The 12464-nt window shown below is 65.1% G+C and carries 11 protein-coding genes and 1 riboswitch; of the genes, 2 read left to right on the top strand and 9 right to left on the bottom strand.

Features of this window, described 5'->3' with window-relative positions; genetic code table 11:
- Positions 1–22: 22 nt before the first annotated feature.
- A riboswitch (SAM riboswitch) is annotated at positions 23–136 on the bottom strand.
- A 159-nt stretch (positions 137–295) separates the two neighbouring features.
- From hisN to C3B78_RS12780, 4 genes are read right to left on the bottom strand one after another with little or no spacing between them, the layout of a single operon-like run.
- Positions 296–1108 (bottom strand): histidinol-phosphatase, encoded by an 813-nt coding sequence (gene hisN, locus C3B78_RS12795; protein WP_104998409.1) that lies wholly within the window; start codon positions 1106–1108, stop codon positions 296–298.
- A 48-nt stretch (positions 1109–1156) separates the two neighbouring features.
- The gene (gene rsgA / locus C3B78_RS12790; protein ID WP_104998408.1) at positions 1157–2272 is read right to left on the bottom strand and encodes a ribosome small subunit-dependent GTPase A; all 1116 of its coding nucleotides are present in this window, start codon (positions 2270–2272) and stop codon (positions 1157–1159) included.
- Positions 2256–3644, bottom strand: coding sequence for a 3-phosphoshikimate 1-carboxyvinyltransferase (gene aroA / locus C3B78_RS12785; protein ID WP_104998407.1), 1389 nt, complete (start codon positions 3642–3644; stop codon positions 2256–2258). The genes rsgA and aroA overlap by 17 nt, the downstream gene beginning before the upstream one ends.
- Positions 3645–3650: 6 nt before the next feature.
- Complete coding sequence (locus C3B78_RS12780) at positions 3651–4199, bottom strand: DoxX family protein (RefSeq protein WP_104998406.1); 549 nt, start codon at positions 4197–4199, stop codon at positions 3651–3653.
- A 336-nt stretch (positions 4200–4535) separates the two neighbouring features.
- On the opposite strand from C3B78_RS12780, the gene C3B78_RS12775 reads away from it, so the two are divergent.
- Together C3B78_RS12775 and rsrA are read left to right on the top strand one after the other, a co-directional pair.
- Entirely contained in the window at positions 4536–5309 is a 774-nt protein-coding gene (locus C3B78_RS12775) for a sigma-70 family RNA polymerase sigma factor (RefSeq protein ID WP_234005385.1), read from the top strand.
- A complete protein-coding gene (gene rsrA, locus C3B78_RS12770) occupies positions 5306–5566 on the top strand; it encodes a mycothiol system anti-sigma-R factor (protein ID WP_104998405.1) in 261 nt (86 codons plus the stop codon). Before C3B78_RS12775 ends, rsrA begins: the two co-directional genes overlap by 4 nt.
- 98 nt (positions 5567–5664) lie before the next feature.
- Here rsrA and C3B78_RS20410 read toward each other — a convergent pair whose 3' ends face one another.
- From C3B78_RS20410 to C3B78_RS12750, 5 genes are all read right to left on the bottom strand, one after another.
- On the bottom strand, positions 5665–5739 hold the full coding sequence (locus C3B78_RS20410) for a 50S ribosomal protein bL37 (RefSeq protein WP_369299106.1): 75 nt from the start codon (positions 5737–5739) through the stop codon (positions 5665–5667).
- Between the two features lie 126 nt (positions 5740–5865).
- A complete protein-coding gene (locus C3B78_RS12765; RefSeq protein WP_104998404.1) occupies positions 5866–6477 on the bottom strand; it encodes a PadR family transcriptional regulator in 612 nt (203 codons plus the stop codon).
- Positions 6477–7304, bottom strand: a complete 828-nt coding sequence (locus tag C3B78_RS12760; RefSeq protein WP_104998403.1) for a DUF4097 family beta strand repeat-containing protein — start codon at positions 7302–7304, stop codon at positions 6477–6479. The genes C3B78_RS12765 and C3B78_RS12760 overlap by 1 nt, the downstream gene beginning before the upstream one ends.
- Positions 7305–7391: 87 nt before the next feature.
- Positions 7392–7991: a GDSL-type esterase/lipase family protein gene (locus tag C3B78_RS12755; protein ID WP_104998402.1), complete on the bottom strand. Its 600-nt coding sequence runs from the start codon at positions 7989–7991 to the stop codon at positions 7392–7394.
- Positions 7992–8181: 190 nt separating this feature from the next.
- Positions 8182–11982 (bottom strand): multifunctional oxoglutarate decarboxylase/oxoglutarate dehydrogenase thiamine pyrophosphate-binding subunit/dihydrolipoyllysine-residue succinyltransferase subunit, encoded by a 3801-nt coding sequence (locus C3B78_RS12750; protein ID WP_104998401.1) that lies wholly within the window; start codon positions 11980–11982, stop codon positions 8182–8184.
- Between the last annotated feature and the right edge of the window lie 482 nt (positions 11983–12464).

Here is a 12464-nt window from a genome sequence, read left to right as displayed (position 1 = left end):
TGAAACAGGACTCCGCTGGGGGAATCCGCGCTTGCCGCATCCGTTCCGGACCGGCCTGGTCGTCACCCGGGGCACCCCACCGCGAATGGAGGGTTGCCGGCCAGCAAACCGGGGTTTAGCGCTGGCACTCGTGACCTGCTTAAGAGCGTAGAACATAGCCTGTGCAGGCTAAAAGCCCGCCGGAATGTTAAGGGCTTTGTTACGTGCACTTGAAAAGGGCTGCATTAGCCGAAGATAACGACGGCGGACGCCTCCTTTCGGAGGTGCCCGCCGTTGATTGTTCGGAAGAGGAGGGTCAGAGGAGGTCGTCCAGGTCCGGGTTCAACCGGCGCAGCACCTCCGAGTGCAGGATGGAATTCGTGGCCAGTGCGTTGCCGCCGAACGGGCCGTCCTCGCCTTCCAGCGATGTGAATCGGCCGCCCGCTTCAACCACGATGGGCACCAGGGCGGCCATGTCGTAGAGGTTGAGTTCGGGCTCGCAGGCGATATCCACCGAGCCCTCCGCCACCATGCAGTACGACCAGAAGTCCCCGAACGCCCTGGTACGCCACACGTCCTCCGTGAGGCCCAGGAATTCGTTGAGGTTCCCGCGCTCCTTCCAGCCGCCAAGGCTCGAGTACGAAAGGGAAGCGTCGGACAGTCTGGAGACGTTGGATACCCGGAGCCGGGTTGCGGCTGCCAGGGAACGTCCCATATAGGCGCCCATGCCCTTGGCCGCCCACCAGCGCTTGCCCAGTGCGGGGGCACTCACTACGCCCACCACCGGCTCGCCTTCGTCCACGAGGGCGATCAGGGTGGCCCAGACCGGAACGCCGCGGACAAAATTCTTGGTGCCGTCGATGGGATCGATGATCCACCGCCGCGCGCCATGGCCGGTGCTGCCGAACTCCTCGCCGAGTACGGCATCGCGCGGACGGGAGCGGGAGAGCTGGCCGCGGATGGCTTCCTCGGCCGCCTTGTCCGCATCGGTGACCGGCGTCAGGTCCGGCTTGGTCTCGATGTGGAGGTCCAGCGCCTTGAAGCGGCTCATTGTCTGGTCGTCCACAGAGTCGGCCAGGACGTGGGCCAGGCGCAGGTCATCGTTGTAGCTCGAAGCGGGTTGGATCATGGTTCCAAACTACCGTCTGCGCGCCGTTCTGCCGGGAACCCGGCCCTGTCAGTTGACGCTGCCCAGCTCCTTGGCCTCCTGGGCTTCCATTCGTGGGTCCGTCCCCAGCAGCCGCCGCAGGGAGGCCAGCCTTGCTGCACCGGTGGGCCCGGCATGGCCCCCCGCTACCCATGCATCCAGCCCGCAGTCCACTGCGATGGCTGTGTGCTTGCAGCCGCGCTCGCAGTCATCCGTGCCGGGGGAGAGGTCCGGGAACGAACGCAGGATCCGGTCCGGGTCCACGTGGGCCAGGCCGAAGGAGCGGATGCCGGGGGTGTCGATGATCCAGCTGCCCGAAGGCGCGTCCGCGAGGCGCAGGGCGAGGGCGGACGACGATGTATGCCTTCCCCGGCCGGTTACGGCGTTCACCCCGCCGGTGGCCCGTTCGGCTCCGGTCAGCGCATTCACCATCGTTGACTTGCCTACGCCGGAATGCCCCAGCATGACTGTTACTTTCCCGTCGAGGTAGGTCCGGAGCTCCGCGACGGCGGTCCTGTCCAGGCGGGCGGACAGGCCGTCGTCGGAACGGGCGTCCACGCCCGAGGCCTGCGCATCCGCAGTCCGGCTGATGATCACCGGGAAGTCCAGGTGGGTGTAGTTGGCCAGCAGCTCCGCGGGATCCTTGATGTCCGCCTTGGTGACCAGCAGGATCGGCTCGATACCGGCGTCGTAGGCGGCCACCAGGGCGCGGTCGATGAAGCCCGTCCGCGGCTCGGGGTTGGCAGCCGCCACCACAATGACAAGCTGGTCAGCATTGGCCACCACGGCACGTTCCACCGGATCCGTATCGTCAGCGCTGCGCCGCAGGAGCGTCTTGCGGTTTTGGATTTTCACCAGCCGTGCCAAAGTGTCCGGCTCGCCGGAGACATCACCCACGAGTGATACAAAATCGCCCGCGACCACCGGGTTCCTTCGCAGTTCCCTTGCCCTGGCGGCAATAACCACACGCTCGTTGCCCGAGTCCTCACCCACCACGGCTGTGTAACGGCCACGGTCAACCGTGATGATCCGGCCGGTGACGGCGTCGTCGTGGCTGGGCCTGTCCTTGGTGCGGGGCCTGGAGCCCTTCTTGCTGGGCCGGATCCGGACATCGGATTCGTCCCAGGAGTCAGTGCTCCGCGCCACCGCTGGAACCTTCCGCCCCCGCCTCGGGGGTGCCGTCCTGCGCAAGCATGTCCGCCCACAACCGGGGGAAATCCGGCATGGTCTTGGCGGTGGTGGCGATGTCCTCCACCTCGACGCCCTCCACGGCCAGGCCGAGGATGGCTCCGGCGGTAGCCATGCGGTGGTCCGCGTAGCTGTGGACGACGCCGGCGTGCAGCCTGGCAGGCCGGATCACCAGGCCGTCGCTGGTTTCCTCGGCGTCACCGCCGAGCCGGTTGATTTCAGCCACCAGAGCGGCAAGCCGGTCCGTTTCATGTCCCCGCAGGTGGGCAATGCCGCTCAGCCGCGAGGGCCCGTCCGCCAGTGCACACAGGGCGGCGACGGTGGGGGCCAGCTCGCTGGTGTCGGCGAAGTCCGCGCCTTTGATGGCCGGTCCGCCCGTCACTGTCAGGACGCCGTCGTGCAAGGTGACCTCGGCGCCCATCCGGGTGAGGATGCTCCGCCAGAGATCACCTACCTGCTGCGTCTCTTCGGGCCAGTTGGGGATCCGCACGGTGCCGCGCGAGGCCAAGGCCGCGGCGAGGAACGGCCCGGCGTTTGACAGGTCCTGCTCGATCCTCTGGTCAAATGCCCGGATGGGTCCCGGGCTGACAACCCAGTGGTTGGGACGCGAGTCGTCCACGGCTACACCGGCTCCACGCAGGACGGCCACGGTCATGTTGATGTGGTCGAGGCTGGGCACCGGTTTGCCCACGTGTTCCAGGTGCAGGCCCTCGGTGAACCGTGCCCCCACCAGGAGCAGCGCCGAAACGAACTGGGAGGAGGCGCTGGCGTCGATAACGAGGTGGCCGCCGCGGACCTCACCGGTGCCATCCACCACAAACGGCAATGACGACGGCGTGCCGCCCTCCGTCGAGGACACTGCGACTCCCAGCGACTTGAGTCCTTCGATGATGGTTCCCATCGGCCGCTTGCGGGCGTGGGGGTCGCCGTCGAACTCGCTGGCACCCCTGCGCAGTGCCGCGAGGGGCGGGACGAACCGCATGACAGTGCCGGCGAGGCCGCAGTCAATCCTGGCCAGGGACGGGGCGGCGTCCGGGTTCAGCGGAACAACTTCCAGGTCGGGTCCGAAGGCTCCGTCCCCGGGCACCTCCGTAATGGTGGCCCCCAGCTGGCGTAGTGCTTCGATCATGAGCGCGGAGTCCCTGGAGTGCAGGGGCGCGCGCAGGCGGGACGGTCCGTCAGCCAGGGCGGCAAGGACCAGGTACCTGTTGGTTAGAGACTTGGAACCGGGCACCGTCACGGTGGCATTGACGGGCCGGGACGCGAAGGGTGCGGGCCAGTGTGGGACAGGCGTGCCGGAATCATCCCGGACGGCGGCTGCTGCGGTCATTCGTTGTTATGCCCCCGTGGCCTGCTCCACCGCGCGGCGCACGGCTTTGTCCGCTTTGTGGAGTTTCTTGTTGGTGGTCTTCCTGGCATCCGCGGCGAGGTGCGAGGCGCCTTTGCGTGCATCCGCGGCCAGGTGCTCTGCCCGCCAGGCAAGGCCCGGCTTGCCGGCTGTATCCACGGACGCCAGCAGGGCGCCTCCGCTCAGCGACAGGTTCTTGAGCAGCTGGTTACGCCGGGTGTCCCGGCCTTCCTTGCTGCTGATGTCTGCGCTGCGCCATTCGACGAACGTGTTGAGCAGGGAAATCACGGTGAGCACAGTGGCCGAAAGCCTGGAGAACTTGCCCAGCCCGAACAGCACGCCGGCACCAACCTGGGTTCCGCCGATGACGCGGGCGAGGGTCTTCTCGTCCGTCTTGAAGGGTAGCGAGGCGGCTGCCTTGCGGAGCAGCGGCGAGAGCTGCTGGGCGGTGTCGTCAGCGTTCTTGAGCTTATCCATTCCAGCAAGGACAAAGCTGGAGGCCAGCATGGGGCGGGCGAGCGTGCGGACAAAGGACATGGATTTCCTCCCGGGTGGACGAACCGCGTCGAATGCGGCGGAGTCCGTCCTAGTCTTGCACTTTTGGGGAATATTTGCCGAGCGCAGGAGGTTATGGATGTCGGATCCGGGAACACCGGTCCGCAGGTAAATCATGGGTGAAACCATGCAACAGATGGCCGGCACGGATCGCCAGAGGCAGGTCCCCGGCCGGACAAGCAGAGCGGAGTTGGGCCCTTGGCGCGCGTGTTGGACGGAATTGAAGCAGCAGGCCCGGTGGCACTGGACTCGTTTAAGTCCGAACCACCAGGGTACGGCCCGCGGCGTGCGCGGAGCCTGACAGTAGACTTGAGGGCAATGAGCACCTTGGATCCGGCCGTCTCGGCCATGTACGAAGCTTCCCCTAACGAAGCGAAGAGCAGCGTAGCCGCCGGAACAGAGGCTGCGGATTCCGCAGTTGTCCCGGTGGACGGGCCTGCCCCGGACACGGACGGGGCCCTGGTGGACGTTTCCACTGAATCTGCGGAAGAACGCAGGCTGAGGTTCGAGCGCGATGCGATGCAGTATGTCGATCAGCTCTATTCGGCGGCGATGCGCATGGCCCGGAACCCGTCCGACGCCGAGGACCTCGTCCAGGAGGCCTACACCAAGGCTTTCTCCGCGTTCCACCAGTACAAGCCCGGAACCAACCTCAAGGCCTGGCTCTACCGCATCCTGACCAACACGTACATCAATTTGTACCGCAAACGGCAGCGGGAACCGCTCCAGTCCAACTCGGACACCATCGAGGACTGGCAGCTGGCGAGGGCTGAGTCCCACACCTCCAGCGGGCTCCGGTCAGCCGAGGCCGAAGCGCTGGACCACCTTCCGGATTCCGATGTAAAGAGGGCGCTCCAGGACATTCCCGAGGAATTCCGCCTCGCGGTCTACTTCGCCGATGTCGAAGGGTTCGCCTACAAGGAAATTTCAGACATCATGAACACGCCCATCGGCACAGTGATGTCCCGGCTCCACCGCGGCCGGAGAATGTTGCGGGACATGCTGGGGGAGTACGCCGCAGAGCGCGGATTCAAGACAGCCGCCGAATCACAGGACGCGGCAGGAAGCACACAACAGGAGAGCAGGAAATGAGCGACTGCCAGGGATTGGGCGATTGCGATGACACCCGGATGCAACGGATTTACGAGTACCTCGACGGTGCTTTGACCCGCGAGGACATCACTGACATCAAGAACCACCTTGATGACTGCCCGGAATGCACGGAGCAGTACGACCTCGAATGCGTGATCCGCAACATGGTGAAGCGCTCCTGCACCGAGGCTGCTCCGGAAAACCTGAAGAACGCCATTCTTGACCGGATCCATACAATCCGGCCGGTAGACGCGTAGGGCGGCAGGCCCGCACAGCCGCCGCTGAACAGCAAAGGACCCCGGAAGCCGTGTGGCTTCCGGGGTCCTTCGCTTGAACCGTAGTCCCTGGCATTTGCCTAGGTGTTGGGGCGCTTCCCGTGGTTCGCGCCGCCACGCTTACGGTCACGACGCTTGCGTGCACGCTTGCTCATAGCTGGCCTCCTTCTTACTGTTGGTACTCAAAAGAGCTGCCCTCAAGTCTCGCACATCAAGTAGCTGCCCGCGAACCAGGAACAGCAGCGTGACCTGCGCCTTGTCAGCTGTGAAGGAATGCAGGCCTAGGGCTTGAGCGAGTTGCGGATCGAGATGCCGGCCTGTTCCAGGACCGTCCTGACTGTTTCCAGTGCCAGGGGGCTGAGCGGCTGCCTGCCTGCGTGCAGCCGCAGCTCCGCCCTGAGATCGTCCCGGAACCGCTGGAGCATCATTTCCGCTTCCTTCAGGGAGCGCTGGCTTTCCGGAGGCAACCGGCCGGGGACCCTGAAATCCGTCGACAGGGCGGTGGCCCGCGCCGCCTCCGCCGTGGCCGCAAGATCGGCGCGCAGGCCCCGCATGTTGCTGCGGATGTCCTCGCGGAGGTTGTCGGCCAGGCGCCGGACGGAGGCCGAGATTTCGCTCTCAACCCCTGCCAGTTCGTCGCGGCGCCGGTTCAGCTCAGCCAGCCCGGATGCTGTGATGTGGTAGTTGGTCCGGCGCCCGGCGGATTGTGTGGCTACCAGCCCTTCCTCCTCAAGTTTCCCCAGCCGCGGGTAGATGGTTCCGGCGCTGGGGGAGTAGGTGCCGCCAAACCGCTCCTTGAGTTCCTTGATGAGCTCGTAGCCGTGTTTGGGACCTGACTCAAGCAGTGCCAGCAAGTAAAGGCGAAGCGCGCCGTGGGCGAATACCGGGGCCATTAGGAGCCAGCTTCTGCATTTTCCGCCGCCGGGCCGTGGAAAATGGAGGTCTTGCCTGACACCGTGTTTGTCCGCACCAGCATGAGCTGTCCGTCCGGCCCCGCAATGGTTTCCACCTTGCCGCCGACCACTGCGTACCGCTGGTCTCCGATCACCACCGCACCGCTGGCAGACTTGGCCACGATGTCCACGCCGACGTCATGGGGCAGGCGGATGGTGAGGTCGCCGGACACCGAGTTGGCCCCGAAATCGTGCGTAAAGCCCAGGAGATCAAAGCTCATGTCTCCGCTGACGGTGTTGGCGCGGATATTGCTGAGGCGCCCGGACGCGGTCACTTCGCCGGAGACGCTCTTGGCGGTGAGGACACCGGTGTGGTTCCGGGCGGAGACTTCTCCGCTGATGGTGTTGATGTGCAGTTCGCCCTCGGTACCGTCCGCCATGACTGAGCCGGAAACCGTGTTCAGGCGGGTCTGCCCTTTGATGCCGGACACCAGCCCGTCACCGCTGACTGTTCCCGCCTCCACGCGGACGTGGGCAGGAACGGCGATGCTGATGATGGCTGAATTTTCGCTGTTGTGGCTGACCGTCCCCATCAGGTTCTTGAACCAGCCTTGGGGGCCGTGCAACTGGTGGCGGACCTCCAGCCGGCCATCGCTCAGGGAGACCGCCACCGGGTCTCCCTGGACGTCCGCAATCTCGATCCGGGCAACTGGCTCCTCGTGCGTAACCACGTCGAAGCGGCCCTGGACCATACCCAGCTTCAGGGACGCCACGCCGTCGACGTCGATGGTCTGCGGGCTTGTGACAGTCCATTCTTGATCAGGCACGGGGTCCTCCCAAAGGCGATATATCGTGTTGACCCTTCCAAGCTACCCGCCCAAAGAAGCAGCGTCAAGATATATCGCGAGTCGGGCCTACTCCGGGATGTCCATGCCGAGCCACTGGAACCAGCCCCGGTGAAGCACCAGCCACGCCATCAGTCCGTAACCGGCCTGCCCCGGAGTTCCCCCGTTGGCTGCCAGGTCCTGGCGCCACTGTTCGTGGTTCAGGAGAGGGGAGAAGGTGTCAACGTACAGGTGCTTGCGCCGTGTGGTGACGTCGGCGAAGGCCGTGTTCAGTTCATCCAGGCGCCTGTTCCGGTTCGGGTCCAGTGTGGGGGGCGGGCCCACGACGAAGACCTCGATGCGGTTCTGCGATGCCGAGTCAAGGATGTTGGCCAGGTTGAGCCTGCTGCGTGCGGTCGAGAGCCCAAACTCGATGTCACGCCCGGAGAGTCCGATGACCAGCCTGTTTTCGGCGTGGTCGCTGAACCGGCGGCCTGCTTCCTCGAGCCACCGCGCGGCCAGGCCTTCCGTGCCTTCCTGCGGGCAGGGGAGGGCATAGCTTTCCAGGAGCATGCTGTCCCGGGGTGTGCGGGCGAGGACGCGTCCCAGCCAGCCGAGTGCCCGGGGATCACCCAGTCCGGCCAGCAGTTCATCTCCTACAGCTGCAATGCGCAGCTTCCTGTCTTCCACACGTTCCTCTTTACGTCAGTGCCTTGCCGCTGCAACCGTGGATTCAACTGCCGGCCACGGAGCGGCGCCTGTGCATTCGTTGGGGCTGTCCATCACGCGCCGTGCGTTTCATCGGCGCTGTGCACTCCATTAAACAGAACTGCCCGGCCGGAGTCTGGGATTTCGACGTCCGGCCGGGCAGCCTTACTGCTTACTTCCGTGCAAATGCCTGCTTCAGGAGTACATCCTGCTCGGCTGCGTGCCGCTTCATGGACCCTGCAGCGGTGGACGCCGAAGCCGGGCGGGAGACCAGCCGGATGCGGCGATCGAGGGCGTCCGGCAGGTTCAGGCCGATGAACGGCCACGGCCCCTGGTTGGCGGGCTCATCCTGGGCCCAGACAACCTCGGCGTTCGGATACTTGGCCAGTTCCTTTGCGATCTCCTCGTGCGGCAGCGGGTAGAGCTGCTCCACGCGGACAATCGCGGTGGTCTTGTCACCGGTCTTCTGCCGCGTGGACAGGAGGTCGTAGTACAGGCGGCCGGAGACCAGGAGTACGCGTTCGACGGCGTCTCCCGCCAGCTGCTCGTGCTCCCCGATCACAGGGCGGAAGCTGCCGGTGGTGAAGTCCTCCACCGAGGATGCCGCCGCCTTGAGGCGCAGCAGCTGCTTGGGCGTGAAGATGATGAGCGGCTTCCGCGGACGGCTGTAGGCCTGGCGGCGCAGCAGGTGGAAATGCGAGGCCGCCGTGGTGGGGTTGGCCACGATCATGTTTTCTTCGGCGCACAGCTGCAGGAACCGCTCGATCCGTGCGGAGGAATGGTCCGGTCCCTGGCCTTCATAGCCATGGGGCAGCATCAGGACCAGCGAGGAGCGCTGGCCCCACTTCTGCTCAGCGGAGGAAATGAACTCGTCGATGATGGTCTGGGCGCCGTTGACGAAGTCACCGAACTGCGCTTCCCAAAGGACCAGTGCGTCGGGCCGCTCGACGGAGTAGCCGTATTCAAATCCCATGGCCGCGTATTCGGAGAGCAGGGAGTCGTAGATCCACAGCTTCGCCTGGTCATCGGAGAGGTGGCCCAGGGGCAGCCATTCCTTGCCGTTGGCGCGGTCGTGGAAGACGGCGTGGCGCTGCACGAACGTGCCGCGGCGGGAGTCCTGGCCGGCAAGGCGTACGGGGACGCCTTCCATGATCAGTGAGCCGAAGGCAGCGATTTCGCCGAAGCCCCAGTCGATGCCGCCTTCACGGGACATCTGTTCACGCTTCTCGAGCAGCTGCTTGAGCTTGGCGTGGACGGTAAAGCCCTCGGGGACTTCCACATGGGCCTTGCCGATCCGGGCCAGGGTCTCGGCGGAGATTGCCGTGGAGGCAGGGGCATTGACGCCGGAGTCCGACTGCTGGGAGATGGGACGCTCGATGTCCGAGACGGCGGCGGTATCTGCCGTCACGATCGGGATGGGGGAGGTCTGTGCCGCGTGGGTTTCGGCAAAGACGCGTTCCAGGCGCTCCTGGTAGTCGCGGAGCAGCTGTTCGGCCTCTTCCTCGGTGATGTCGCCACGGCCGATGAGGGACTCGGTGTACAGCTTGCGGACTGAGCGCTTGGCTTCGATCAGGTTGTACATCAGCGGCTGCGTCATCGAGGGGTCATCGCCCTCGTTGTGCCCGCGGCGGCGGTAGCAGACCATGTCGATGACAACGTCCTTGTGGAACCGCTGGCGGAACTCGTAGGCGAGCTGTCCGATGCGGACCACGGCTTCGGGGTCGTCGCCGTTCACGTGGAACACCGGTGCCTGGATCATCTTGGCAACGTCCGTGGAGTACGTGGACGAGCGGGATGACGAGGGGGCCGTGGTGAAACCCACCTGGTTGTTGACCACAACGTGGATGGTGCCGCCGGTGCGGTAGCCACGGAGCTGGGACAGGTTGAGTGTTTCGGCCACCACTCCCTGGCCGGCGAAGGCGGCGTCGCCGTGGACCATGATGGGCAGGACCGGGAAGGACTCGCCCTGGTCCAGCCGGTCCTGCTTGGCGCGGACGATGCCTTCGAGGACGGGGTCCACGGCTTCAAGGTGGGAGGGGTTGGCGGCCAGGTAGACCTTGGTTTCCTTGCCGTTGTCCGAGGTGAACGTCCCCTCGGTGCCCAGGTGGTACTTTACGTCGCCGGATCCCTGCACGGAGCGAGGGTCCTGGGTGCCTTCGAACTCCCGGAAGACCTGGGCGTAGGTCTTGCCGGCGATGTTGGTGAGCACGTTGAGGCGGCCGCGGTGGGCCATGCCGATGGCAACCTCGTCCAGGCCGTCGTCGGCTGCGTCGGACATGATGGCGTCAAGCAGCGGGATCAGGGATTCGCCGCCCTCGAGGGAGAAGCGCTTCTGGCCAACGAACTTGGTCTGGAGGAAGGTTTCGAAGGCTTCGGCCGCGTTCAGCTTGGAAACGATTCGCAGCTGCTCTTCGCGGCTTGGCTTCGAGTACGGGTGCTCCAGCTGGTCCTGGAACCACTTGCGCTCGGCAGGCTCCTGGATGTGCATGTACTCGATGCCCGTGGTGCGGCAGTATGCATCGCGCAGGACACCCAGGATGTCGCGGAACTTGAGCATGGGCTTGCCGCCGAAGCCGCCTGTGGGCCATTCGCGGTCCAGGTCCCAGAGTGTCAGGCCATAGGTGAGGACGTCGAGGTCGGGGTGCTTGCGCTGGACGTACTCCAGCGGATCGGTGTCCGCCATCAGGTGTCCGCGGACGCGGTAGGAGTGGATCAGCTGCTGGATCCGGGCCACCTTGTTGATTTCGTCAGCCGGGTCCACCTGCTTGTCGGCGCTCCAGCGCACCGGCTCGTAGGGGATGCGGAGGGATTCGAAGATTTCGTCGTAGAAGTCCTGCGCACCCAGCAGCAGCTGGTGGACCAGCTTCAGGAACTCGCCGCTGCCGGCACCCTGGATTACCCGGTGGTCGTAAGTGGATGTCAGCGTGAGGACCTTGCTGATCGCGTTATGGGCGATGATCTTTTCGCTGGCACCCTGGAATTCCGCAGGGTAGTCGAGGGCGCCGACGCCGATGATGGCGGCCTGGCCTTTTGACAGGCGGGGCACCGAGTGGACGGTGCCGATGCCTCCGGGGTTGGTCAGTGACACCGTGGTGCCCTGGTGGTCCTCTGCGGTCAGCTTGCCGTTGCGGGCACGCTTGATGAGGTCCTCGTAGGTGTGCCAGAACTCGGAGAAGTTGAGGGTCTCGGCCTTCTTGATGTTTGGCACCATGAGCAGGCGGGTGCCGTCAGGCTTCGGCATGTCGATGGCGATGCCGAAGTTGACGTGGGCCGGCTGGACGGCAACGGGCTTGCCGTCCACTTCGTCGTAATACACGTTCATCGACGGGAACTGGGAAAGGGCGCGGATCACGGCGTAGCCAATGAGGTGAGTGAAGGAAACCTTGCCGCCGCGGGCGCGGGCGAGGTTCGAGTTGATGACCACGCGGTTGTCGATCAGCAGCTTGGCCGGAATGGCGCGGACGCTGGTGGCGGTTGGCACCTGGAGGCTGGTGACCATGTTGGTGGCGATCGCCTTTGCCGGGCCGCGAAGGACGGAGACAACGTCCTCTTCGGGGGCGGTGGGCGCCTTGACGTTCTTGGGCAGCTGCGCGGGGATGGGCTGCGAGCCGGTTCCGGTCCCGGTCTTCTTGCTGCCGTCGCGGGCTTCAGTGGCGGGAGCCTTCTTTGCCGGGGCTGCGGCGGAAGCCGGCGGTGCGGCGGGCGGCGCCGGGGGTGCAGCGGCCGGCGACGGTGCCGGGGCTGCTGGAACCGGGTTTACGACAGGCATTTCCCTGGTAGCGGCGTGGGCTGCGGCGCGCCCCGAATTTCCGTTGGAAGAAGAACTGTTGCCCGACTCGAACGATTCAAACAGCGGCCACCACTTGGCATCCACGGCGTTCTTGTCCTGCTGGTACTGCTCGTACAGTTCGTCAACGAGCCACTCGTTTCCGCCAAATTCCTCTGGTAGACGGTGGCTAGGCTGCTCTGGCACTTGAAATACGCCTCTTCCATGAGTTTGATTTCTCTCCGGCCCCACGGTGCTTCAGCAACACGTTCGGACCGATCTCTGCGTCCTCTGAACCCAGACCTTTGCAAGTCTAGTGAGCATCTTGTGTTAACTGCCAATAAGGGTGACCCAAATCATGAAGTGACGCCGGGATCGCCGAATGTGGCGTTAAGCACCATGGCCAGGCAGCCCCCGCCACGGCGAAAAACGGGCTGCGGGAGCCGCTGGCGGGCCGGCGGCGGCAAGGCAGGGGTGCTGCTCCTGTAGACTGAAAACCTTATGGACAGTAAATCTAGGTGCCGGCCTGGGGGCTGTCAGCGGAGCATGAAGACCAGCTCCGCGCAGTCCACCCGCAGAGCCGGCAAACCCCGAACACGCGCCCATCACCCGCCGGCAGGCCAGCCGGCCGTAGCCCGCGCGGAAAGAGCGTCGGCCTCTGCCGACCATCCTCCGCCGGGAAGATCTTC

Origin of the sequence: Arthrobacter sp. PGP41 (assembly GCF_002953935.1) — a bacterium.
GTDB lineage: Bacteria > Actinomycetota > Actinomycetes > Actinomycetales > Micrococcaceae > Arthrobacter.
This window is presented reverse-complemented; position numbering and strand designations above follow the sequence as displayed.

Bases quoted from the DNA above. Each gene is read 5' to 3' on its own strand.
- C3B78_RS12775 (WP_234005385.1), top strand. From the start codon at position 4,536: ATGAGCACCTTGGATCCGGCCGTCTCGGCCATGTACGAAGCTTCCCCT.
- C3B78_RS12780 (WP_104998406.1), bottom strand. From the start codon at position 4,199: ATGTCCTTTGTCCGCACGCTCGCCCGCCCCATGCTGGCCTCCAGCTTT.
- hisN (WP_104998409.1), bottom strand. From the start codon at position 1,108: ATGATCCAACCCGCTTCGAGCTACAACGATGACCTGCGCCTGGCCCAC.
- rsrA (WP_104998405.1), top strand. From the start codon at position 5,306: ATGAGCGACTGCCAGGGATTGGGCGATTGCGATGACACCCGGATGCAA.
- aroA (WP_104998407.1), bottom strand. From the start codon at position 3,644: ATGACCGCAGCAGCCGCCGTCCGGGATGATTCCGGCACGCCTGTCCCA.
- C3B78_RS12765 (WP_104998404.1), bottom strand. From the start codon at position 6,477: ATGGCCCCGGTATTCGCCCACGGCGCGCTTCGCCTTTACTTGCTGGCA.